Origin of the sequence: Klebsiella sp. AqSCr, from assembly GCF_008452795.1 — a bacterium.
In the GTDB taxonomy this organism is placed as follows: Bacteria; Pseudomonadota; Gammaproteobacteria; order Enterobacterales; family Enterobacteriaceae; genus Klebsiella; species Klebsiella pneumoniae.
Genome location: NZ_MJDM01000001.1, coordinates 140750 through 163419 on the forward strand (window position 1 = coordinate 140750; position 22670 = coordinate 163419).

At 58.5% G+C, this 22670-nt stretch carries 20 protein-coding genes; 13 read left to right on the forward strand and 7 right to left on the reverse strand.

Annotated features, from left to right (window positions below):
* The first annotated feature begins 63 nt into the window (after nucleotides 1-63).
* The 4 genes from fkpB to BHE81_RS00720 all read left to right on the forward strand — a co-directional run bounded on the left by fkpB (nucleotide 64) and on the right by BHE81_RS00720 (nucleotide 2842).
* Nucleotides 64-513, forward strand: coding sequence for an FKBP-type peptidyl-prolyl cis-trans isomerase (gene fkpB, locus BHE81_RS00705; RefSeq protein ID WP_002887976.1), 450 nt, complete (start codon nucleotides 64-66; stop codon nucleotides 511-513).
* A gap of 1 nt (nucleotide 514) precedes the next feature.
* Entirely contained in the window at nucleotides 515-1465 is a 951-nt protein-coding gene (gene ispH / locus BHE81_RS00710) for a 4-hydroxy-3-methylbut-2-enyl diphosphate reductase (RefSeq protein WP_002887979.1), read from the forward strand.
* Nucleotides 1466-1531: 66 nt separating this feature from the next.
* Nucleotides 1532-2446 (forward strand): ribonucleoside hydrolase RihC, encoded by a 915-nt coding sequence (gene rihC / locus BHE81_RS00715; protein WP_004212577.1) that lies wholly within the window; start codon nucleotides 1532-1534, stop codon nucleotides 2444-2446.
* Nucleotides 2447-2476: 30 nt separating this feature from the next.
* Entirely contained in the window at nucleotides 2477-2842 is a 366-nt protein-coding gene (locus BHE81_RS00720; RefSeq protein WP_004182898.1) for a DUF805 domain-containing protein, read from the forward strand.
* Here the strand turns inward: BHE81_RS00720 and BHE81_RS00725 are convergent.
* Nucleotides 2790-3719, reverse strand: coding sequence for a LysR family transcriptional regulator (locus tag BHE81_RS00725; RefSeq protein WP_004182899.1), 930 nt, complete (start codon nucleotides 3717-3719; stop codon nucleotides 2790-2792). The two genes, BHE81_RS00720 and BHE81_RS00725, sit on opposite strands and share 53 nt — an antisense overlap.
* Nucleotides 3720-3811: 92 nt before the next feature.
* On the opposite strand from BHE81_RS00725, the gene BHE81_RS00730 reads away from it, so the two are divergent.
* A complete protein-coding gene (locus BHE81_RS00730; protein ID WP_012737385.1) occupies nucleotides 3812-4441 on the forward strand; it encodes a hypothetical protein in 630 nt (209 codons plus the stop codon).
* A 5-nt stretch (nucleotides 4442-4446) separates the two neighbouring features.
* On the opposite strand, the gene BHE81_RS00735 is transcribed toward BHE81_RS00730, so the two are convergent.
* From BHE81_RS00735 to citS, 6 genes are all read right to left on the reverse strand, one after another.
* Nucleotides 4447-5151: a response regulator gene (locus BHE81_RS00735; RefSeq protein WP_004222618.1), complete on the reverse strand. Its 705-nt coding sequence runs from the start codon at nucleotides 5149-5151 to the stop codon at nucleotides 4447-4449.
* On the reverse strand, nucleotides 5144-6772 hold the full coding sequence (locus BHE81_RS00740) for an ATP-binding protein (RefSeq protein ID WP_004151379.1): 1629 nt from the start codon (nucleotides 6770-6772) through the stop codon (nucleotides 5144-5146). Before BHE81_RS00740 ends, BHE81_RS00735 begins: the two co-directional genes overlap by 8 nt.
* A 171-nt stretch (nucleotides 6773-6943) precedes the next feature.
* Nucleotides 6944-8245 (reverse strand): oxalacetate decarboxylase subunit beta, encoded by a 1302-nt coding sequence (locus BHE81_RS00745; protein WP_110246427.1) that lies wholly within the window; start codon nucleotides 8243-8245, stop codon nucleotides 6944-6946.
* A 15-nt stretch (nucleotides 8246-8260) separates the two neighbouring features.
* Nucleotides 8261-10027, reverse strand: coding sequence for a sodium-extruding oxaloacetate decarboxylase subunit alpha (gene oadA / locus BHE81_RS00750; RefSeq protein ID WP_020802797.1), 1767 nt, complete (start codon nucleotides 10025-10027; stop codon nucleotides 8261-8263).
* A gap of 15 nt (nucleotides 10028-10042) precedes the next feature.
* Nucleotides 10043-10294 (reverse strand): oxaloacetate decarboxylase subunit gamma, encoded by a 252-nt coding sequence (locus BHE81_RS00755; RefSeq protein WP_004151376.1) that lies wholly within the window; start codon nucleotides 10292-10294, stop codon nucleotides 10043-10045.
* 146 nt (nucleotides 10295-10440) lie between these two features.
* Nucleotides 10441-11781, reverse strand: a complete 1341-nt coding sequence (citS, locus tag BHE81_RS00760) for a citrate/sodium symporter CitS (RefSeq protein WP_004151375.1) — start codon at nucleotides 11779-11781, stop codon at nucleotides 10441-10443.
* Between the two features lie 256 nt (nucleotides 11782-12037).
* On the opposite strand from citS, the gene citC reads away from it, so the two are divergent.
* The 8 genes from citC (at nucleotide 12038) to carB (ending at nucleotide 22618) form a co-directional block, all read left to right on the forward strand.
* Complete coding sequence (gene citC / locus BHE81_RS00765; protein ID WP_032428213.1) at nucleotides 12038-13066, forward strand: [citrate (pro-3S)-lyase] ligase; 1029 nt, start codon at nucleotides 12038-12040, stop codon at nucleotides 13064-13066.
* 30 nt (nucleotides 13067-13096) lie between these two features.
* On the forward strand, nucleotides 13097-13390 hold the full coding sequence (citD, locus tag BHE81_RS00770) for a citrate lyase acyl carrier protein (protein ID WP_004151373.1): 294 nt from the start codon (nucleotides 13097-13099) through the stop codon (nucleotides 13388-13390).
* On the forward strand, nucleotides 13387-14256 hold the full coding sequence (citE, locus tag BHE81_RS00775) for a citrate (pro-3S)-lyase subunit beta (protein ID WP_004151372.1): 870 nt from the start codon (nucleotides 13387-13389) through the stop codon (nucleotides 14254-14256). The genes citD and citE overlap by 4 nt, the downstream gene beginning before the upstream one ends.
* Nucleotides 14257-14266: 10 nt before the next feature.
* Complete coding sequence (citF, locus tag BHE81_RS00780; RefSeq protein WP_023343003.1) at nucleotides 14267-15793, forward strand: citrate lyase subunit alpha; 1527 nt, start codon at nucleotides 14267-14269, stop codon at nucleotides 15791-15793.
* An 18-nt stretch (nucleotides 15794-15811) separates the two neighbouring features.
* Entirely contained in the window at nucleotides 15812-16720 is a 909-nt protein-coding gene (gene citG / locus BHE81_RS00785) for a triphosphoribosyl-dephospho-CoA synthase CitG (RefSeq protein ID WP_004222628.1), read from the forward strand.
* A gap of 228 nt (nucleotides 16721-16948) precedes the next feature.
* Complete coding sequence (dapB, locus tag BHE81_RS00790; RefSeq protein WP_004151369.1) at nucleotides 16949-17770, forward strand: 4-hydroxy-tetrahydrodipicolinate reductase; 822 nt, start codon at nucleotides 16949-16951, stop codon at nucleotides 17768-17770.
* A 457-nt stretch (nucleotides 17771-18227) separates the two neighbouring features.
* Nucleotides 18228-19376, forward strand: coding sequence for a glutamine-hydrolyzing carbamoyl-phosphate synthase small subunit (carA, locus tag BHE81_RS00795; RefSeq protein ID WP_004212571.1), 1149 nt, complete (start codon nucleotides 18228-18230; stop codon nucleotides 19374-19376).
* Between the two features lie 17 nt (nucleotides 19377-19393).
* Nucleotides 19394-22618, forward strand: a complete 3225-nt coding sequence (gene carB / locus BHE81_RS00800) for a carbamoyl-phosphate synthase large subunit (RefSeq protein WP_002888056.1) — start codon at nucleotides 19394-19396, stop codon at nucleotides 22616-22618.
* Nucleotides 22619-22670: the final 52 nt, after the last annotated feature.

Consider the following 22670-nt stretch of genomic DNA (forward strand, 5'->3'; position numbering starts at 1 on the left):
CCGTAGGCCCGGTAAGCGTAATGCCGCCGGGCACCGGGTGACCTAAACAAGCGAGCAATTTGCATGTCTAAATCCGTACAGAGCAACAGCGCGGTACTGGTGCACTTCACTCTGAAACTGGACGACGGCTCCACTGCCGAGTCCACCCGCAGCAACGGCAAACCGGCGCTGTTTCGCCTCGGCGACACCTCTTTGTCTGAAGGGCTGGAGCAACAGCTTCTCGGTTTGAAAGAGGGGGAGAAAAAGGCCTTTTCGCTGGAGCCTGACGCCGCCTTTGGCGTACCCAGCCCGGACCTGATTCAGTATTTCTCTCGCCGCGAGTTTATCGACGCTGGCGAGCCGGAGATCGGCGCGATTATGCTCTTTACCGCAATGGATGGCAGCGAAATGCCTGGCGTGATCCGCGAAGTGAACGGCGATTCCATCACCGTTGACTTCAACCATCCGCTGGCCGGGCGCACTGTTCATTTTGATATTGAAGTGCTGGAGATCGATCCGGCGCTGGAGGAGTAACATGCAGATCCTGTTGGCTAACCCGCGCGGTTTTTGCGCTGGCGTTGACCGCGCTATCAGCATTGTAGAAAACGCGCTGACGCTGTATGGCGCACCGATCTATGTTCGTCATGAAGTGGTGCACAACCGCTATGTGGTGGATAGCCTGCGCAAGCGTGGCGCCATTTTTATCGAACAGATCAGCGAAGTGCCGGACGGCGCGATCCTGATTTTCTCCGCCCACGGCGTGTCGCAGGCGGTACGCAACGAAGCGAAGAGCCGCGACCTTACGGTGTTCGATGCCACCTGTCCGCTGGTGACCAAAGTCCATATGGAAGTCGCCCGCGCCAGCCGCCGCGGCGAAGAGTCGATTCTGATTGGCCATGCCGGCCACCCGGAAGTCGAAGGCACCATGGGACAGTACAACAACCCGCAAGGGGGGATGTACCTGGTCGAGTCGCCGGAAGACGTGCTGAAGCTGGAAGTGAAAAATGACGCCCGGCTGTCGTTTATGACCCAGACCACGCTCTCCGTCGACGATACCTCGGATGTGATTGACGCCCTGCGCGCGCGTTTTCCGAAAATCGTCGGCCCGCGCAAAGACGACATTTGCTATGCCACCACTAACCGTCAGGAAGCCGTGCGCGCGCTGGCGGAGCAGGCTGACGTAGTGCTGGTGGTCGGGTCGAAAAACTCCTCCAACTCTAACCGCCTCGCAGAGCTGGCGCAGCGGATGGGCAAAGCGGCTTACCTGATTGACGACGCCTCCGATATTCAGGAAGCGTGGGTCAAGGATGCGGCCTGCGTCGGCGTGACGGCGGGCGCGTCGGCGCCGGATATTCTGGTGCAGAACGTCATTACCCGCCTGCAGGAGCTGGGCGGCGGCGAAGCCGTGCCGCTGGAAGGCCGGGAAGAGAATATCGTCTTTGAAGTGCCGAAAGAGCTGCGTGTGGATGTCCGTGAAGTAGAGTAAGTTCTTTCCTCCAGCAGTATGAGAAGATGCCAGACTTAACGTCTGGCATTTTTTTAGGGAGAAACCATGCGCTTACCAATCATTCTTGATACCGATCCGGGCATCGACGATGCCGCCGCCATTGCCGCGGCGCTGTTCGCGCCTGAGCTGGATCTGCAGTTGATGACCACCGTAGCGGGCAATGTCTCGGTGGAGAAGACGACCCGTAACGCGCTGCAATTGCTGCATTTCTGGAATGCCGATGTACCGCTGGCGCAGGGGGCGTCGATGCCGCTGGTGCGTCCGTTGCGCGACGCCGCCTCGGTGCATGGCGAATCCGGCATGGAGGGGTATGACTTTGTTGAGCATCAACGTCAACCGTTGGCGAAGCCGGCCTTCCAGGCTATCCGTGATGCGCTTATGCATGCTGCCGAGCCGATCACCCTGGTGGCGATTGGCCCGCTGACCAATATAGCGCTGCTGCTGACCCAGTACCCGGAATGCGTGTTTAATATTCGCCGGCTGGTGATCATGGGCGGCTCGGCGGGCCGCGGCAACTTCACGCCGAATGCGGAATTCAATATCGCTATCGACCCGGAAGCCGCCGCGAAAGTGTTCCATAGTGGGCTGGAGATTGTGATGTGCGGGCTGGACGTCACCAACCGGGCGCTGCTGGCGGCGGATTATCTGGCGACGCTGCCGACGCTGAACCAGACCGGTAAAATGCTCCATGCGCTGTTTAGCCACTATCGCAGCGGCAGCATGAGCAGTGGTCTGCGCATGCACGACTTGTGCGCTATTGCGTGGCTGGCCCGCCCGGAACTGTTCACTCTCCAGCAGTGCTTTGTGGCGGTGGAGACGCAGGGGACCTGGACCGCCGGCACCACGGTGGTGGATATCGAAGGGCGACTGGGCCAGCCGGCGAACGCCCAGGTGGCGCTGGATATCAACGTCGAAGGGTTTCAACGCTGGGCGGCGGAGGTGATTGCCCTGGCGCCGTGATATATCACTCGATTTTCAAGGAGAGAAGCAATGACCTATGGACAGGCGTATTTGAGCGGCTGGAAAGAGACCTTTAACTTTAGTGGCCGCGCCAGTCGGCGGCAGTTTTGGACGTTTTTTCTTATCAATGTGCTGATCGCCGCCGCGCCAGTGGCCGCCTGGAGTCTGGTCACCCTTGTTGACCCTCACTACGGGATCCTCAGTTTTGTTGTCATTCCCTTTGCCGCGCTCTGGCTGCTGCTGATGGCGCTCCCCTTGCTGGCTGTTGGCTGCCGGCGAATGCATGATATCGGCCGCTCCGGGATCTGGTTTGTGTTGGGAGTTATCATTCCGTGGTTTGCAATTATTTCGCTGGCTCTGTGCTGCCTGCGTTCAGCGCCGGCACCGTCTCGCTGAGATAATCGATCATCGCCCGCATCCTGGCGGGCATATGTTTATCTCCCGCCCACAGCAGCCACAGGTCGCCGGAGTAACTGCTGATGAATTCCCACTCGGGCAGCACCTGCACGATATCGCCCTTCGCCAGCGCCTCACGGGCGGTGAACAGCGGCAGGCTGCCGATCCCTAAATGCTGTCTGACCGCGTCGAGGCGTACGGCGGTATGGTTGGCGGCGTACCGCCCGTAGGTTGGCACCGTTTCTGTTTTGCCTTCCCGACGGAACTTCCAGCGCGCATCGGCGGGCGTTTCGCCAAGGCTAATGCAGCTATGCGCGCGCAGATCCTGCGGGGTGTACGGCGTACCGTGCTGCTGTAAATAGGCCTCAGTGGCGCAGATAACGTGCCTGATTGGCATCAGCGGTTTGCCATGCAGGCCGGGGGAGGGGGTATCGGTGATGCGTAGCGCCAGATCAATACCGTCATCGATAAAATCGAGAGGGCGATCTTCCAGCCGCAGGCAGACGTCCACCTGCGGGTAGCGGTGGAAAAACGCCATCATCAGCGGGTGGATCACAAAGCGGCCGACGGCTTTCGGGACGCTGAGCGTCAGCTTTCCCTGGGCGACCGTTTGGCGACTGCCTGCGGAATCCATTGCCTGTCGCGCCGCTTCCAGCATCTGCTGGGCATGCTGATATATCGTTTCCCCGGCATCGCTAAGACGCAGCTTGCGGGTGGTACGCTGCAGCAGTTTGCAGCCCATCTCTCGCTCCAGCCGTGACACGCTGCGGCTAACGGCTGAAGGGGTAATGCCGTTCTGGCGGGCGACGGCGGAGAAGCTGCCCTGGTCGACTATCTGAACGAAAAGAGCGAGGTCGGGCAGGAGGTTCAGATTCATTTGTGCTCCCGGAGCAAGAGTGCATTGGCTGGTGGTGGGATTATCGCTGTCGGCATTAATAATATACTGGCCGGACAGAGAGGAGAATCACTATGACTGAACGGGTTTATTACACCAGCGATGCTACCGACGGGCGCGCCCAGATCATCGCCTGCACTGCAGAAGCGGATGGCCGTTACGCCATCGAACTGGATCGGACGCTGTTTCACCCGCAAGGGGGCGGTCAACCGGCGGACCGTGGATGGATTGCCGGGCAGGTGGTTGAGACGGTGGCTGTGCGCGGCGAAAGGGTGCTGCATATTCTGTCGCAACCCCTTCCCCTCGGTGAAGTGGAGATGAAAATTGATGCCTCCGCGAGACAGCTGCATGCTCGTCTGCATTCTGTCGGCCACCTGCTTGGCCTGGCGGGCGAACAGCTTGGCTGGCAACCGGTGAAAGCGCACCACTGGCCCGGCGAAGGGCGGATAACCTTTACCAGCAGGAATAGCGCCGCGCTGCCGGACGCCAGTGCGCTACTGGCGTTAGTAAAGGCATGGCAGGCGCAGGACTTACCGCGTCAGGTGACGTTCGCTGATGGCATGCGCAAGGTGGGATTCGGCGAGCTGCCAGCCTATCCCTGCGGAGGCACCCACGTCGCCCGTCTGGCGGAGCTGGGCGACATTGTCATTAGTCAGATTAAGATGAAGAAGGGGCAGCTGGTGGTCAGCTACACCCTGGCGTAAGCGTTTTATCTCTGCTCAGGATAGGTCTGCTTGCCGTGATAGATACGCTCAGGTCGGCCAACCTTGCCGTAGCTGATTTCCGCTTCCAGAAAGTCGTTCTTCACTCCTTGTTCCAGATAACGGCGAGCGGTGGTTTTGCTGCTGCCGAGGATACGGGCCAGCGAGTCGGCGGTATGCACCACCGTCGGGTCGGCAAACAGCTGGAGCACGCGCTGAAAGGTGCTTTCATCGATCCCGCGCAGTGGTGCGCTGGCGGGTTCCGTTTGTTCCCGGGCCTGAATATTAAACAGCGCGTCGACATGGAGCTGGCTGGCCTGTTCACTGGAGCGCAGCGAGCTACGATAGCGGGCAAAGCGCTCCAGCGTGTGCTGCAGGCGCTGATAGTGCACCGGCTTTATCAGGTAATCAAACACCCCAAGACGCAGCGCTTCGCTGATGGTTTCCATGTGATTATCCGCAGTAATAAAGATAATCCGTCCCTTGTAATGTGTACTGACTGCATGGCGGATCAGATCGATACCTTTGCCGTCGGGTAAAAAATTATCCAGCAGGATCAGCTGCGGTTGATACAGTCTGAGCTGTTTCCTGGCGCTCTCAAGCTTATCCGCAATACCAATGACGTCGAACTGGGGAAACTGTTTAATGTTATCCACCAGGATCTCCGCCAGCATAGGTTCGTCTTCAACAATAAGAGTAGTGATGCTATCCATGATGTTCATCTCGGGTCAGGGGGATATAAAGCGTAAAAATGGTGCCAAAAGGAATATTATTTTCGACGACGATACTGCCGCCTGCTTGTTCCACGTAGCTGCGTACCAGCCAGAGTCCGATACCATGATCTTTGCTGGCGCTGCTGGTGACGCCGCGCTCGAAGATCCGATCGCGCAGCGCCTCGTCAATGCCGCATCCCTGGTCGGCGATCTCAATGATCACCTCCTGGCCATCACTGTTGATCAGGCATTCGATCTGTTTTGAACCCTGCGGTTGACGCAGGCTGGCATTGTAGGCGTTATCAAGTAGATTCCCCACGATCGAGATCCATTCGTTGTGCGAAAGGGCGGTAGGTAATCTATCAACGAAGCAGGCCGGATCGAAAATCAGCTCAAGTCCAAGCTCTTTGGCCCGGTAATATTTGCCGATCAACAGCCCGGCCAGGTGGTTGTCCTGGAAATTGCGTGCAATAAAATCGATCACCTTCTGGTGACTTTCCGACTGCTGTTGGATCAGTTCCAGCGCTTGGTTATAGCGTTTAAGAAACAGCAGACCGGCGATAGTGGAGATCAGATTGCGATGCTCATGCTGTACGGCGCGCAGGTTATCGGCATATTGTTGTACCTGGCTAAGCTGCAGGCTAAGGGTGTTGATATCGTCTTTGCTGCGAAAGCTGATCACCCAGCCCTGTGGCTCATTGTTTAAGATCACCGCCATCCGGCTGGCGATCACTTTGATCTGATTGAAGGTAACGATCTCGTCTTTTTTATTGGTCTGTGGCGCATCGTAGAAGAAGACCTCCTGCGAGATAACGCTGCTGATCCGTTTGCCGATAAGCGTCGGTTCCGGCTGACTCAAATTGAGCAGGCGACGCGCAGTCTGATTAATCGCAGTGATTTTATAATCGGAGTCGATGGCGATAAGCCCTTCGAACACCGATTCAAACAGCACGCTTTGCTGGATCAACAGCTGTGACAGCTGCTGGGGTTCCATATTGAGCATCTGTTTTTTGATATGCAGTGAGAAGCGGCGGGCGCAAAAGAGCAGAAGCAGTAACATGATGGCCATCGGGATCAGCAGCGAACTTATCTGCAGGCTGAGCCAGTTTTCCAGTTGCTCAATGGTATAGCCTACCGACACAATGCCGATCACCTTGCCGGTTGCGTCCTGAATCGGCGATTTACCGCGCAGCGACGATCCCAGCGAGCCTTTGCGCACTGACACGTAGCTTTTAGCGTTTATCAACGCCTCATCGCTATCGCCGCCTTCCATCGATTTGCCGATTTCATCAGGATTGACGTGATAGAGGCGCTGGCCGCTGGCATCACCGACGGTGATGTAGGTGGCGTCGGAGAACGAACGCATGGGGTCGATAAGGGCTTTGATTCTGGCGAGATCGCGTTTCTGCACTGCCTCCACCAGCTCCGGCATCGCCGAAATCTGCATCGCCTGAATCAGCGCCCGTTGCCCGACCTGATAATGCAGACGCTCCTCGGTAATGTCTGTCAGATACCATGACATCGCCAGCATGACGATCGTCGAGGTGAATAAGATCAGCAGGAAGATGCGATTCTGAAACGATCGCCTGGCAAACCAGTGGGTGATTTTTCGGGTATACATTGGGTAGATAGACATTAAATTGTTATTCTCCCCGTTTTGCGCCCCCGGCGCCGACAGGTGGAGCACAGAACAGAAAATTTCAGACATGTGCCCGGCCCCGTCATGCCAAGAGTGGGTATCAAATCAGCCCGGAGGTGGGGCGACAGCCACACCTCCGGGAAGGATGCCGGCCTACATCGCCAGCACGTACTTGAGCATCACCCCGGCGGCGATCGCCGAGCCGATCACCCCCGCCACGTTCGGACCCATGGCGTGCATCAGCAGGAAGTTCTGCCCGTCCGCTTCCAGACCCACCTTGTTCGACACCCGCGCCGCCATCGGCACCGCCGACACCCCCGCGGAACCAATCAGCGGGTTGATTTTGTGCCGGCTGAACACGTTCATCAGCTTCGCCATCAGCACCCCGGCTGCGGTCCCCACGCAGAAGGCGATCACCCCCAGCACCAGGATCCCCAGCGTCTGCGGCTGCAGGAACTTGTCCGCCACCAGCTTGGCCCCCACCGACAGCCCGAGGAAGATGGTGACGATGTTGATCACCGCGTTCTGCACCGTATCGCTCAGCCGCTCCACCACGCCGCTCTCGCGCATCAGGTTGCCGAAGCAGAACATCCCCAGCAGCGGCGCGGCGTCCGGCAGCAGGAGCGCCACCAGCAGCAACAGCACCGCCGGGAAGAGGATCTTCTCCCGCTTACTCACCGTGCGCAGCTGCACCATGCGGATCTTCCGCTCCTTATCCGTGGTCAGCGCCTTCATGATCGGCGGCTGGATCAGCGGCACCAGCGCCATATAGGAGTACGCCGCCACCGCGATGGCCCCCAGCAGCTCCGGCGCCAGCTTGCCCGACAGGTAAATCGCCGTCGGGCCGTCGGCGCCGCCGATGATGCCGATGGCCGCCGCCTGCGGCAGGGTGAAGCTGATGATGCCGAAGTAGTTCAGCGTCAGCGCCCCGAGCACGGTGGCGAAGATCCCGAACTGCGCCGCCGCCCCCAGCAGCAGGGTGCGCGGGTTAGCCAGCAGCGGGCCGAAATCGGTCATCGCCCCGACGCCCATAAAGATGACCAGCGGCGCGATGCCCGAGCCAATCGCCACCTTATAGAAGATGGCCAGCACCCCGGCGGAGTAGCCCATGTCCACCGCGAGGCTCTCCATCTGCCCCTGTACCGACGGCAGGGCCAGCGCCAGTGCCTCTTTGATGGCGTGGACGTCCGGCGCGCAGTGGAGCTTCGCGGCAATCACCGCCAGCTGCGCCGGGTCGTGGTGAGCCAGCAGGCTCTCCAGGGCGGTGAGCGCCAGCCCGGCCTCCGGGATATTGGAGAGCAGGCCGCCGAAGCCAATCGGCAGCAGCAGTAACGGCTCGAACTTCTTCGCAATCGCCAGCCAGAGCAGCAGCAGGCTGACCAGCAGCATGATGGCCTGGCCGGCGCCGAGGTGCATCAGCCCCATGCCCTGAATCAGGGCGTTCAGACTTTCCATTTCCGTTCCTTTTCCTTACGCCAGGGTCATCAGGGTGTCGCCGACCGCCACCGCGTCGCCGGCTTTCACCGCGATACCGCGCACGGTCCCGGCCTGCGCGGCGCGGATTTCGGTCTCCATCTTCATGGCTTCCAGAATCAGCAGCACCTCGCCTGCGGCCACCGTCTGGCCTTCGCTGGCCAGCACCTTCCAGATAGTGCCCGCCAGCGGGGCGGTCACCGGGGTACCGGCGCCGGCCGGGGCGGCAGCGGCGGGTGCAGAGGCAGGAGCAGCCGCCGTCAGCTGGCTGACGTCACCGCCGTCGCTGACTTTGACCACAAAGGCTTTGCCTTCCACCTCCACGGTGTAGACGCCGGAGGCGGCAGGTTTTTCTGCTTTTGCCACTGGCTGCGCGGCTTCCGCCTGCGGTACCGGCTCAAAGGCCGCCGGGTTGTGGCGGTTTTCGAGGAATTTCAGGCCGGGCTGCGGGAACAGCGCCACGGTGAGCACGTCGTCGATGGCGTTTTCGGCAAGCGTGATGCCCTTCTCCTGTGCCTGGCGTCTGACATCCGCTTCCAGCTGCGCCAGCTCCGGCTTGAGTAAATCCGCCGGGCGGCAGGTCACCGGGTCGGCGCCGTCGAGCACCCGCGCCTGCAGGGCGGCGTTCACCGGGGCCGGGGTGCGGCCGTACTCGCCCTTCAGGATACCGGCGGTCTCCTTCGCGATGGTTTTGTAGCGCTCGCCGGTCAGGACGTTGAGCACCGCCTGGGTGCCGACAATCTGCGAGGTCGGGGTCACCAGCGGGATGAAGCCGAGGTCCTCGCGCACGCGGGGGATTTCCGCCAGCACTTCATCCAGACGGTGGGCGGCGCTCTGCTGCTTCAGCTGGCCTTCGAGATTGGTGAGCATCCCGCCCGGCACCTGGGCGACGAGGATACGGCTGTCGGTGCCCTTCAGCTGGCCTTCGAAGGCGTGGTATTTTTTGCGCACCTCGCGGAAGTACGCGGCGATGCTCTCCAGCTTGTGGATATCCAGCCCGGTGTCGTACGGCGTGCCGGCGAGGGTGGCGACCAGCGCCTCGGTGGCCGGGTGGCCGTAGGTGGCGCTCATGGACGAAATCGCCGTATCCACGCCGTCGACCCCGGCTTCAATGGCCTTCAGCAGCGCCATCTCCGCCATCCCGGTGGTGGCATGGCAGTGCAGGTGCAGGGTGACGTCATAGCGCTTCTTGATTTCGCTGACCAGCTCAAAGGCGGCATGCGGCGTCAGAATGCCGGACATGTCCTTGATGGCGACGGAGTCAACGCCGGTCTCCAGCAGCTGTTCGGTGAGGTCGAGCCAGGTCTGCAGGGTGTGGGCCGGGCTGGTGGTGTACGAAAGCGTACCCTGGGCGTGGGCGCCGTGGCGGCGGACCGCCTGCAGGGCGGCCTGCATGTTGCGCGGGTCGTTCATGGCATCGAAGACGCGGAAGACGTCCATGCCGTTTTTGACGGCGCGCTCGACGAAGCGCTCCACCACGTCGTCGGCGTAGTGGCGGTAGCCGAGCAGGTTCTGGCCGCGGAGCAGCATCTGCAGCGGGGTCTTGGGCATCGCCTTTTTCAGCTCGCGCAGGCGGACCCACGGGTCCTCGCCGAGGAAGCGGATGCAGGCGTCAAAGGTGGCGCCGCCCCAGCACTCCAGCGAGCGGTAGCCGACGTCGTCCAGCTGAGCGGCAACGGGCAGCATATCGTCGAGACGCAGACGGGTGGCGAACAGGGACTGGTGGGCGTCGCGCAGGACGACATCGGTAATGGCAACGGTCATGAATTCCTCCGTGAATTAAGGGTGAAGACGGCGATGGTGGTGAATGGCGGCGACAATCGCCGGCTTCAGGCGGGCGAAATCGTCGGCGGGCGCGACGGCGGCCGGCGCCGGTTTGGGGGCGGCAGGCGGCTCAGGAAACAGGCGGTTGACGGCGAGGGACATTCCCCGGATGGCGAAAATGAGCAGCAGCAGGAACACCAGCACAAAGCCCATGCCGAGACACATCAGGGTGAAGCCTTCGCCTAACAGGACGGCATTGTCAGTCATTTATACATCTCAAATAGGGGCACGATGACGCGCTGTCTGACAAGGTTTCTGGCTAAGGAGCAGGGTGGATTTCCCTCTGCCGCTCCCGGCATGGGACCCTGATTCGTTCTTCACCTGTCAGTTCAACGTGCCATCGTGCGTATGGGTTAAATCATCATGCCGAACACGATGCTGGCGATGACCAGCACAATACCGCCGCCCAAACGGGAGGAGATTTGCGCATAAGAGATAAGGTTCATACGGTTACAGGCAGAGAGAACTTCCAGGTCGCCGGAGCCGCCGCGGTTGGCCATACACAGGCCTGCAGTGATGGCCGATTCTATTGGGAAGAAGCCCATCAGCCAGCCACCGATCGCCGCGCCGAGCACCGCACCGATAACGATAATGGCGGCGATAACAACGTTAGCGAAGGTGATGGCGTTGATAATTTCCTGTAGGTCGGTGTAGCAGACGCCGACCCCGACCATCAGCACCCACAGCAGCTGTTTGGAGAAGAAATCAGACAAGCGTTTAGCACCGGCTTTGATTTCCGGTGAGCACAGCCCGGAGGCGTTCAGCGCGGCGACGATCAGCACCATCCACGCGAAATAGTGAATAGCCACACCGCCAATGCTGGGCAGAATTTTCTTCGCCACGACGTAGGCCAGCAGGAAGCAGGTAGTGGACAGCACCAGACCGACGGCGGTTTCGCGATGGGTGATTTGTCCCGCTTTCTCATCTTCTTCCACTTTGAACGAGGCTTTACGCACCAGTTCCCCTTCGCCGCTCAGCCAGGTGTGTTTTTTGCCGATGATATCGAGGACGGCGGCAAAGACGATGGCGAAGATGTTAGCGATGGTCAGAATAGCGATAGCGGTTGAGTAATACTCTTCGCGAGAACGACCGGTGACGGAGTGGTAAATCTCCGACAGGGGGACCGCGCCCGCGCCGTTGCCGCCACCCATGATCGGCAGGACGTACAGCATCATGATGCGATCCACTGGAATACCGAACACCAGGCCGATAGCGATGCCAAAAATAGACGCGCCGACAATGCCCATCAGGATAGTTGGAATATAGCCGAGCAGTGATTTCAGCAGCAGGCGGCGGTTTACCGACAGAATTGCTCCGGTAATTAATACCGCGATGAATAAGTTAAGGAAGTTACTCTTATCCATAACGTTGCTGATAGCATCGATTTCTTTCTGCGTAAAAATACCTGCGTAGACAAAATAAGCCGCCACCAGGAAAATCATCACCGGAGCGCCACCGATATATTTGTTGAATATTGGCAGGCGCTTGCCAATTTCCCCGAATATAGCGCCGATAATAAACATGATGGCAAAGCCGCCGACGATATCGGTGGGTAATGCGTTATAAAAATGTGAAAGTAATAGTGTAATTAACGCAAATGCGTAAAGGGGGAGCGGCATGCCGAAGATTTTAAATCCCAGCAGATCGCTAACGCCCTTTTTCTCCGTCGCCGGAGCCTGACTCATGTTAGTCATAAACGTTATCCTGTTTATTGATGGAGTAGTAAGACCGGCGCATAGTAATAAATAGACCCAGGGGTAAGGTGTGATTATCTTCACTGAATACTCGTGTTTTTTATTAATTTAATTGTTTTTATGATTCTGAATTAATTAACAACATAAAAACCATAAAGCCAATTAAGCCACGAGAAAAACTGTGACTTAAATACAAGAATCCATAGCCGAACGCTGGCGAAATACAGTTCGTTTTGAAATGACGAAGCGCTAAAAAATGACACTGATATTAAAACGCGTTCAGCTATCAAAAGATAAACCGCGGCGAGAGGCGATCGATCGGTTTCTCCGCCAGCATCAACTGTCGTTAGAGGCCGACTGCGAAATGGCGATTATCGCCGAGTATCAGCAGCGGCTGGTCGGCTGCGGTGCTATCGCCGGCAATGTGCTGAAATGCATCGCCATCGATCCCTCGCTGCAGGGGGAGGGGCTGAGCCTTAAATTACTGACCGAGCTCCTGACGCTGGCCTATGAGCTGGGGCGCAGCGAACTGTTTTTGTTCACTAAACCTTGCAATGCCGCGTTATTTTCCGGCGCCGGCTTCTGGCCGATAGCCCAGGCGGGCGACCGCGCCGTGCTAATGGAAAATAGCCGCGAACGGCTGACTCGTTACTGTCGACAGCTGGCGATGTACCGTCAGCCGGGAAGAAAAATCGGCGCTATCGTGATGAATGCCAATCCCTTCACCCTCGGCCACCGCTGGTTGGTAGAACAGGCGGCCAGCCAGTGCGACTGGCTGCATCTGTTTGTGGTCAAAGAAGATGCGTCCTGCTTTTCCTATCACGATCGCTTCAAGCTCATTGAACAGGGGATTACCGGCATCGATAAGGTGACGCTGCATCCCGGTTCGGCGTATCTGATCTCGCGGGCGACGTTCCCCGGCTATTTCCTGAAAGAGCAGGGGGTGGTTGATGACTGCCACAGCCAGATTGACCTGCAGCTCTTCCGCGAGCGCCTGGCCCCGGCGCTGCAGATTACCCATCGCTTTGTCGGCACCGAGCCGCTGTGTCCCCTGACCCGTAATTACAACCAGCGCATGAAGTCACTACTGGAAGCGCCAGGCGACGCGCCGCCCATTGAAGTAGTTGAGCTTGCGCGAATCGAAAAAAATGGTGGACCCGTGTCGGCCTCCCGAGTGCGCGACCTCTATCGACAGCGCAACTGGCAGGCGGTCGCGGCGCTGGTACCGCCGGGAACCCTCTCTTTTCTGATGCAACTGGCGGAAAGCGAACATCAAACCGCCTGATTTATACGCCCTAACTAAGGATTTTCCCCTATGGAAATGAAGATTGACGCCCTGGCCGGCACGCTGGAGTCCAGCGATGTGATGGTCAGGATTGGACCCGCGGCGCAGCCGGGCATTCAGCTGGAAATCGACAGCATTGTGAAACAACAGTTTGGCGCTGCGATTGAGCAGGTAGTGAGAGAAACGCTGGCTCAGCTTGGCGTGAAACAGGCCAACGTGGTGGTCGATGATAAAGGCGCGCTGGAATGTGTTTTGCGAGCTCGCGTACAGGCCGCGGCGCTGCGCGCGGCGCAACAGACCCAATTACAATGGAGCCAGCTATGAAACCACGTCGCAGTATGTTGTTCATCCCTGGCGCCAATGCCGCCATGTTAAGCACGTCATTCGTCTACGGCGCCGATGCGGTGATGTTCGACCTGGAAGATGCCGTTTCGCTGCGCGAGAAAGATACCGCTCGTCTGCTGGTGTATCAGGCGCTGCAGCATCCACTGTATCAGGATATCGAAACCGTGGTGCGCATTAACCCGCTTAATACGCCGTTCGGTCTTGCCGACCTTGAAGCGGTAGTCCGCGCGGGCGTGGATATGGTGCGTCTGCCGAAAACCGACAGCAAAGAAGATATCCATGAGCTGGAAGCGCATGTTGAGCGGATTGAACGCGAGTGCGGCCGGGAAGTGGGCAGCACCAAGTTAATGGCGGCGATCGAGTCGGCGCTGGGCGTGGTGAACGCGGTGGAAATCGCCCGTGCCAGCCCGCGTCTGGCGGCGATCGCGCTGGCGGCCTTCGATTACGTGATGGATATGGGCACCTCCCGCGGCGACGGTACTGAACTGTTCTACGCCCGCTGCGCTGTACTGCATGCCGCGCGCGTTGCCGGCATCGCCGCCTATGACGTGGTGTGGTCGGATATCAATAACGAAGAGGGCTTCCTGGCGGAAGCGAATCTGGCCAAAAACCTCGGTTTTAACGGCAAATCGTTGGTTAACCCACGACAAATTGAACTCCTGCATCAGGTCTATGCCCCGACGCGCAAAGAGGTCGATCACGCGCTGGAAGTGATTGCCGCGGCGGAAGAAGCCGAAACGCGAGGTCTGGGTGTGGTATCGCTGAACGGCAAGATGATCGATGGACCGATTATCGACCATGCTCGCAAAGTGGTGGCGCTCTCGGCTTCCGGTATTCGTGATTAAGGGGAATAAGATGAAAGAGACAGTAGCAATGCTTAATCAGCAGTACGTGATGCCGAATGGACTGACACCTTATGCCGGCGTAACGGCGAAAAGCCCGTGGTTAGCCAGCGAAAGCGAAAAACGTCAGCGTAAAATCTGCGATTCGCTGGAAACGGCGATTCGTCGTTCCGGCCTGCAAAACGGCATGACCATTTCGTTCCACCACGCGTTTCGCGGCGGTGACAAAGTCGTCAATATGGTAGTGGCGAAGCTGGCGGAAATGGGTTTTCGCGATCTCACCCTGGCATCCAGTTCGCTGATCGACGCCCACTGGCCGCTGATCGAGCATATTAAAAATGGTGTGATCCGCCAGATCTACACCTCCGGCCTGCGCGGCAAGTTGGGCGAGGAGATCTCCGCCGGTTTAATGGAAAACCCGGTGCAGATCCACTCCCACGGCGGTCGCGTACAGCTGATTCAAAGCGGCGAGCTGTCGATTGATGTCGCGTTTCTCGGCGTTCCTTGCTGCGATGAGTTTGGCAACGCCAACGGCTTTAGCGGTAAATCACGCTGCGGTTCTCTGGGCTACGCGCGCGTCGATGCCGAGGACGCTAAATGCGTGGTGCTGCTGACCGAAGAGTGGGTGGATTATCCTAACTATCCGGCCAGTATTGCCCAGGATCAGGTGGATCTGATAGTCCAGGTAGATGAAGTCGGCGATCCGCAAAAAATTACCGCGGGTGCCATCCGTCTGACCAGCAACCCGCGCGAGCTGCTGATCGCCCGCCAGGCGGCGAAAGTCGTTGAGCACTCCGGTTACTTTAAAGAGGGTTTCTCGCTGCAGACCGGTACCGGCGGCGCCTCGCTGGCAGTAACTCGCTTCCTTGAAGATAAAATGCGCCGTAACGGCATTACCGCCAGCTTCGGCCTCGGCGGTATCACCGGGACGATGGTCGATTTGCACGAAAAAGGGTTGATCAAAACGCTGCTCGATACCCAGTCCTTCGATGGCGACGCGGCGCGTTCGCTGGCGCAGAACCCGAACCATGTCGAGATCTCCACCAATCAGTATGCCAGCCCGGGCTCCAAAGGCGCCTCCTGCGAGCGCTTAAACGTGGTGATGCTCAGCGCGCTGGAAATTGATATCGACTTTAACGTTAACGTGATGACCGGTTCTAACGGTGTGCTGCGCGGGGCGTCCGGTGGCCATAGCGATACCGCCGCCGGTGCGGATTTGACCATTATTACCGCGCCGTTAGTTCGCGGCCGTATTCCCTGCGTCGTGGAAAAGGTGCTGACCCGCGTCACGCCGGGGGCCAGCGTGGATGTGCTGGTCACTGACCACGGCATTGCGGTCAATCCGGCACGTCAGGACCTGATCGACAATTTGCGCAGCGCAGGCATTCCGCTGATGACCATTGAGGAACTGCAGCAGCGTGCTGAGCTGTTGACTGGCAAGCCGCAGCCGATCGAATTCACCGATCGGGTGGTGGCGGTGGTGCGCTATCGCGACGGTTCGGTCATCGATGTGATTCGTCAGGTGAAAAACAGCGACTAAACACAGAGGGGAAAGGCCATGAGCGACGTGTTAATTAATCCTGCGCGTGTGCGGCGCGTGAAGCCACTGAGTGCCGAAGAGGTGGTCAGCGCGGTAGAGCGCGCGCTGTTGACCGAAGTTCGCCTGACCCCAAAGCCCGGGTTGGTGGATATTCGTAACGCTGGCGCGCACTGGGATATGGATCTGGCCTCGTTTGAGGCCAGCACCGCGGTGGTGGCTCCGTGGATGGAGAAATTTTTCATCATGGGCCACGATACTGCGGCGGTCGCGCCGGAGCAGGTATTGATGATGCTGCGCCCGGTAGGGATGGCCTGTGAGAACGATATGCTGGAGGCCACCGGCGGGGTGAATACCCATCGCGGGGCGATCTTCGCTTTTGGCCTGCTCAGCGCGGCGGCGGGCAGGCTGGTGTCGAAAGGTGAGCCGATAGAGCAGCACCGGCTTTGCGACCAGGTGGCGCGTTTCTGTCGCGGCATGGTTATGCAGGAGTTGTCTTCTGCTGGCGGGGAACGGCTCAGTAAAGGCGAGGCTCATTTTCTGCGCTATGGTCTCTCCGGGGCCCGCGGCGAGGCGGAGAGCGGTTTCCTGACGGTGCGTACCCAGGCCATGCCAGTCTTTACCCGCATGATGGAAGAGACCGGCGACAGTAATCTGGCGCTACTGCAAACCCTGCTGCATCTGATGGCGTGGAATGATGACACCAACCTGGTCTCGCGCGGCGGGCTTGCCGGGCTGAACTTTGTCCAGCAGGAGGCGCAGCGACTGCTGTGGCAGGGCGGCGTGCTGGCGGACGGCGGCCTGGAGGCGCTGCGACAGTTTGACGATGAGCTGATTGCCCGCCATCTCAGCCCTGGCGGCAGCGCCGATCTGTTGGCGGTGACCTGGTTTTTATCCGCGTTTCCCGCCGGCGCGCTTTTCCCGCTGTAACCCACTGCAATACCGCCTTCGCCCGCACTGTACGGGCGAGGGCGCCATCATTAGCCTTCCCGGTTGTCATCCGGTAAACACGGAATCGCGGCACAATCGTATAGTTTTTACTGATATCGTCCGCCGTTTGTCATAAATTTCTAATTATCGGCGTTTTTGAGTAGCGGCCCGCTGACGGGCTGGTTACTCTGAAAACAATTTACGTAATGTTAACAAAAGAGAATAGCTATGCATGATGCACAAATCCGCGTGGCCATCGCCGGCGCGGGCGGCCGGATGGGACGCCAGTTAATTCAGGCTGCATTGCAGATGGAAGGCGTGGCGCTGGGCGCGGCGCTGGAGCGCGAAGGGTCAAGCCTGGTGGGCAGCGACGCCGGCGAGCTGGCGGGCGCCGGCAAAGCGGGCGTCGCGGTGCAGAGCAGCCTGGCGGCGGTAAAAGATGATTTCGACGTGTTGATCGATTTTACCCGCCCGGAAGGCACGCTGAACCATCTGGCGTTTTGCCGCGAGCACGGCAAAGGGATGGTCATCGGCACCACCGGTTTTGACGACGCTGGCAAACAGGCGATTCGCGATGCCGCGCAGGACATTGCCATTGTCTTCGCCGCTAACTTTAGCGTTGGCGTCAATGTCCTGTTGAAGCTGCTGGAGAAGGCGGCGAAGGTGATGGGCGACTATACCGACATCGAAATTATCGAAGCGCACCACCGGCATAAAGTGGATGCGCCGTCAGGCACCGCGCTGGCGATGGGCGAAGCGATCGCCGGGGCATTGAACAAAGATCTTAAGGACTGCGCGGTCTACAGTCGTGAAGGCTACACTGGCGAACGCGTCCCGGGCACCATCGGCTTCGCGACCGTTCGCGCGGGCGATATCGTCGGGGAGCATACGGCAATGTTTGCTGACATCGGTGAGCGTATTGAAATCACCCATAAAGCGTCCAGCCGCATGACCTTTGCAAATGGCGCTGTTCGTTCAGCATTATGGCTGAAAGGCAAGAAAAATGGCCTGTTTGATATGCGTGATGTGCTGGATCTGAATAGTTTATAACGATTATTACCCATCGTGATGTGGTTATTGCTATCAATAAGTTATTGATGCAGAGGGCAATATTTTGTTGCCCTTTTTTATTTTTGCGAGTTACGGTGTATGTTTTAAGTCTAATGCGTAAAAAATACAGTATTGGCGTGTTTTTTAGTGAATGAAATGTAAATTTTGACCATCTGGTCCACTTTTTTGTCGATCATCGCTCTGTTTTACACTCTTCCACATCCGCAAGCGTTTTCTCAGCCAGGTTTGTTGATCTTTTTGGCGTAAAAATCACGTGTTACGCACCAGTGGCGTAAAATGACATTAAAAATCTCCGCTTTAAGTTGACTTTTATCCGACATCTCTCCAGAATGCCGCCGTTTGCCAAAAATCTGCGGGCAACAGATTTGCATTGATTCAGATCGTGTTTATGAATTAATATGCAAATAAAGTGAGTGGATATTCTCTGGAGGATGTTTTGATTAAGTCAGCGCTATTGGTTCTGGAAGACGGAACCCAGTTTCACGGTCGGGCCATCGGGGCAACCGGCACGGCGGTTGGGGAAGTCGTTTTCAATACTTCAATGACCGGTTATCAAGAAATCCTCACTGATCCTTCCTATTCCCGCCAAATCGTCACTCTTACTTATCCTCATATTGGTAATGTCGGCACCAACGCCGCCGATGAAGAATCTTCTCAGGTACATGCGCAGGGTCTGGTTATTCGCGACCTGCCGCTGATTGCCAGCAACTTCCGCAGTACTGAAGACCTCTCTTCTTATCTGAAGCGCCATAACATCGTGGCGATTGCCGATATCGATACCCGCAAGCTGACGCGTCTGCTGCGTGAGAAAGGGGCGCAAAACGGCTGCATCATCGCGGGCGACAGCCCGGATGCCCAGCTGGCGCTGGAAAAAGCGAAAGCGTTCCCAGGCCTGAACGGCATGGATTTGGCGAAGGAAGTGACCACCGCAGAAACCTATAGCTGGACGCAAGGCAGCTGGACCCTGGCGGGCGACCTGCCGGAAGCGAAAGCGGAAAGCGAGCTGCCGTTCCACGTTGTGGCATATGACTTCGGCGCGAAACGCAACATCCTGCGCATGCTGGTTGACCGCGGCTGCCGCCTGACGGTGGTGCCGGCGAAGACCTCCGCCGCGGACGTGCTGGCGCTCAATCCGGACGGTATCTTCCTCTCCAACGGCCCTGGCGACCCGGCGCCGTGCGATTACGCTATCGAAGCGATTGAAAAATTCCTTGAGACCGATATTCCGGTATTCGGCATCTGCCTTGGCCATCAGCTACTGGCGCTGGCGAGCGGTGCCAAGACCATTAAGATGAAGTTCGGCCACCACGGCGGCAACCACCCGGTAAAAGATATTGATAACAACGTGGTGATGATCACTGCCCAGAACCACGGTTTCGCTGTAGATGAGGCGACGCTGCCGGCCAACCTGCGCGTGACCCATAAGTCGCTGTTCGACGGCACCCTGCAGGGGATCCATCGTACCGACAAACCGGCGTTCAGCTTCCAGGGGCACCCTGAAGCGAGCCCGGGGCCGCACGATGCCGCGCCGCTGTTCGACCACTTTATCGAGTTAATTGAGCAATACCGTCAGTCCGCGAAATAATCAGGAGTAAAAGAGCAATGCCAAAACGTACAGACATAAAAAGTATCCTGATTCTGGGCGCGGGCCCGATTGTTATCGGTCAGGCGTGTGAGTTTGACTACTCCGGCGCCCAGGCCTGTAAAGCGCTGCGCGAAGAGGGCTACCGCGTTATCCTGGTGAACTCTAACCCGGCGACCATCATGACCGACCCGGAAATGGCCGATGCCACCTACATCGAGCCGATTCACTGGGAAGTGGTGCGTAAAATCATCGAAAAAGAGCGCCCGGATGCGGTGCTGCCGACCATGGGCGGCCAGACGGCGCTGAACTGCGCGCTCGAGCTGGAGCGTCAGGGGGTCCTGGCTGAATTCGGCGTGACCATGATTGGCGCCACCGCCGATGCGATTGATAAAGCCGAAGACCGTCGCCGTTTCGATATCGCAATGAAAAAAATCGGCCTCGACACCGCGCGCTCTGGTATCGCCCACACGATGGAAGAGGCGCTGGCGGTTGCCGCCGACGTTGGTTTCCCGTGCATCATCCGTCCGTCCTTCACCATGGGCGGCACCGGCGGCGGTATCGCCTATAACCGCGAAGAGTTCGAAGAAATCTGCGAACGCGGCCTGGATCTCTCTCCGACCAACGAACTGCTGATCGATGAATCGCTGATCGGCTGGAAAGAGTACGAGATGGAAGTGGTGCGCGATAAGAACGACAACTGCATCATCGTCTGCTCCATCGAAAACTTCGACGCCATGGGGATCCACACCGGTGACTCCATCACCGTTGCCCCGGCGCAGACCCTGACCGACAAAGAGTACCAGATCATGCGTAACGCCTCGATGGCGGTGCTGCGTGAAATCGGCGTCGAAACCGGCGGCTCTAACGTGCAGTTCGCGGTCAACCCGAAAAACGGTCGCCTGATCGTTATCGAAATGAACCCGCGCGTCTCCCGCTCCTCGGCGCTGGCCTCTAAGGCCACCGGCTTCCCGATTGCTAAAGTGGCAGCCAAGCTGGCGGTAGGTTATACCCTTGACGAGCTGATGAACGACATCACCGGCGGCCGCACCCCGGCTTCCTTTGAACCGTCCATCGACTACGTGGTCACTAAAATCCCACGCTTTAACTTTGAAAAATTCGCCGGCGCCAACGACCGTCTGACCACCCAGATGAAGTCTGTCGGCGAAGTGATGGCGATTGGCCGTACCCAGCAGGAATCCTTGCAGAAAGCGCTGCGCGGTCTGGAAGTGGGCGCTACCGGCTTCGACCCGAAAGTGAGCCTCGACGACCCGGAAGCGCTGACCAAAATCCGCCGCGAGCTGAAAGATGCCGGCGCTGAGCGTATCTGGTATATCGCTGACGCGTTCCGCGCGGGCCTCTCGGTTGACGGCGTCTTCAACCTGACCAACATCGACCGCTGGTTCCTGGTACAGATTGAAGAGCTGGTCCGTCTGGAAGAGAAAGTGGCGGAAGTGGGCATCAACGGCCTCGACGCTGACTTCCTGCGCACCCTGAAGCGTAAAGGCTTTGCCGATGCGCGTCTGGCGAAGCTGGCGGGCGTGCGGGAAGCGGAAATCCGCAAGCTGCGCGACCAGTATGACCTGCACCCGGTCTACAAGCGCGTGGACACCTGCGCTGCGGAATTTGCTACCGATACCGCCTACATGTACTCCACTTATGAAGAAGAGTGTGAGTCCAACCCGTCCGTTGACCGCGATAAAATCATGGTCCTCGGCGGCGGCCCGAACCGTATCGGTCAGGGTATCGAATTCGACTACTGCTGCGTACACGCCTCGCTGGCGCTGCGCGAGGACGGTTACGAGACCATCATGGTCAACTGTAACCCGGAAACCGTCTCTACCGACTACGACACCTCCGACCGTCTGTATTTTGAGCCGGTGACCCTGGAAGACGTGCTGGAAATCGTGCGCATCGAGAAGCCAAAAGGCGTTATCGTCCAGTACGGCGGCCAGACCCCGCTGAAACTGGCTCGTGCCCTGGAAGCTGCCGGCGTGCCGGTTATCGGTACCAGTCCGGACGCTATCGACCGGGCGGAAGACCGTGAGCGCTTCCAGCACGCGGTTGACCGTCTGAAGCTGAAGCAGCCGGCGAACGCCACCGTCACCGCCATTGAGCAGGCGGTAGAGAAAGCGAAAGAGATTGGCTACCCGCTGGTGGTGCGTCCGTCTTATGTGCTCGGCGGCCGGGCGATGGAGATCGTCTATGACGAGCAGGATCTGCGCCGCTACTTCCAGACCGCGGTCAGCGTCTCCAACGACGCGCCGGTGCTGCTGGATCGCTTCCTCGACGATGCGATTGAAGTGGATGTCGATGCCATCTGCGATGGCGAAATGGTGCTGATTGGCGGCATCATGGAGCATATCGAGCAGGCAGGCGTCCACTCCGGCGACTCCGCCTGTTCCCTGCCGGCCTACACCCTGAGCAAAGAGATTCAGGATGTGATGCGCGAGCAGGTGCAGAAGCTGGCCTTCGAGCTGCAGGTTCGCGGCCTGATGAACGTCCAGTTCGCGGTGAAAGATAACGAAGTTTATCTGATTGAGGTCAACCCGCGTGCGGCGCGTACCGTACCGTTCGTCTCCAAAGCCACCGGCGTCCCGCTGGCGAAAGTGGCGGCGCGCGTGATGGCCGGTAAGACGCTGGCGCAGCAGGGCGTGACCAAAGAGATCATCCCGCCGTACTACTCGGTGAAAGAGGTGGTCCTGCCGTTCAATAAATTCCCGGGCGTTGACCCGCTGTTAGGGCCAGAAATGCGCTCCACCGGGGAAGTGATGGGCGTCGGCCGCACCTTTGCCGAAGCGTTCGCCAAAGCGCAGCTGGGCAGCAACTCGACCATGAAGAAACAGGGTCGTGCGCTGCTCTCCGTCCGCGAAGGCGATAAAGAGCGCGTGGTTGACCTGGCGGCGAAGCTGCTGAAGTTTGGCTTCGAGCTGGATGCGACTCACGGTACGGCGATTGTGCTGGGTGAAGCGGGCATTAACCCGCGTCTGGTGAACAAGGTGCATGAAGGTCGTCCGCACATTCAGGACCGCATCAAGAATGGCGAATATACCTACATCATCAACACCACCGCAGGTCGCCAGGCGATTGAAGACTCCAAGCTGATTCGCCGCAGCGCGCTGCAGTACAAAGTGCATTACGACACCACCCTGAACGGCGGCTTTGCCACCGCGATGGCGCTGAACGCTGACGCCACCGAGAAGGTGATTTCGGTTCAGGAAATGCACGCGCAAATCACTAAATAAGCTTCCCGGCCTGGCCGGATAGCAACAATCCTGGGCTGATGACATCGTCAGC

Coding starts and splice junctions, on each gene's coding strand:
- carB (WP_002888056.1), top strand. CDS start 19,394: ATGCCAAAACGTACAGACATAAAAAGTATCCTGATTCTGGGCGCGGGC.
- BHE81_RS00755 (WP_004151376.1), bottom strand. CDS start 10,294: ATGACTGACAATGCCGTCCTGTTAGGCGAAGGCTTCACCCTGATGTGT.
- dapB (WP_004151369.1), top strand. CDS start 16,949: ATGCATGATGCACAAATCCGCGTGGCCATCGCCGGCGCGGGCGGCCGG.
- citF (WP_023343003.1), top strand. CDS start 14,267: ATGAAAGAGACAGTAGCAATGCTTAATCAGCAGTACGTGATGCCGAAT.
- BHE81_RS00725 (WP_004182899.1), bottom strand. CDS start 3,719: ATGAATCTGAACCTCCTGCCCGACCTCGCTCTTTTCGTTCAGATAGTC.
- citC (WP_032428213.1), top strand. CDS start 12,038: ATGACACTGATATTAAAACGCGTTCAGCTATCAAAAGATAAACCGCGG.
- BHE81_RS00720 (WP_004182898.1), top strand. CDS start 2,477: ATGACCTATGGACAGGCGTATTTGAGCGGCTGGAAAGAGACCTTTAAC.
- citD (WP_004151373.1), top strand. CDS start 13,097: ATGGAAATGAAGATTGACGCCCTGGCCGGCACGCTGGAGTCCAGCGAT.
- oadA (WP_020802797.1), bottom strand. CDS start 10,027: ATGACCGTTGCCATTACCGATGTCGTCCTGCGCGACGCCCACCAGTCC.
- rihC (WP_004212577.1), top strand. CDS start 1,532: ATGCGCTTACCAATCATTCTTGATACCGATCCGGGCATCGACGATGCC.
- BHE81_RS00740 (WP_004151379.1), bottom strand. CDS start 6,772: ATGTATACCCGAAAAATCACCCACTGGTTTGCCAGGCGATCGTTTCAG.
- fkpB (WP_002887976.1), top strand. CDS start 64: ATGTCTAAATCCGTACAGAGCAACAGCGCGGTACTGGTGCACTTCACT.
- citS (WP_004151375.1), bottom strand. CDS start 11,781: ATGACTAACATGAGTCAGGCTCCGGCGACGGAGAAAAAGGGCGTTAGC.
- citE (WP_004151372.1), top strand. CDS start 13,387: ATGAAACCACGTCGCAGTATGTTGTTCATCCCTGGCGCCAATGCCGCC.
- ispH (WP_002887979.1), top strand. CDS start 515: ATGCAGATCCTGTTGGCTAACCCGCGCGGTTTTTGCGCTGGCGTTGAC.
- citG (WP_004222628.1), top strand. CDS start 15,812: ATGAGCGACGTGTTAATTAATCCTGCGCGTGTGCGGCGCGTGAAGCCA.
- BHE81_RS00745 (WP_110246427.1), bottom strand. CDS start 8,245: ATGGAAAGTCTGAACGCCCTGATTCAGGGCATGGGGCTGATGCACCTC.
- BHE81_RS00735 (WP_004222618.1), bottom strand. CDS start 5,151: ATGGATAGCATCACTACTCTTATTGTTGAAGACGAACCTATGCTGGCG.
- BHE81_RS00730 (WP_012737385.1), top strand. CDS start 3,812: ATGACTGAACGGGTTTATTACACCAGCGATGCTACCGACGGGCGCGCC.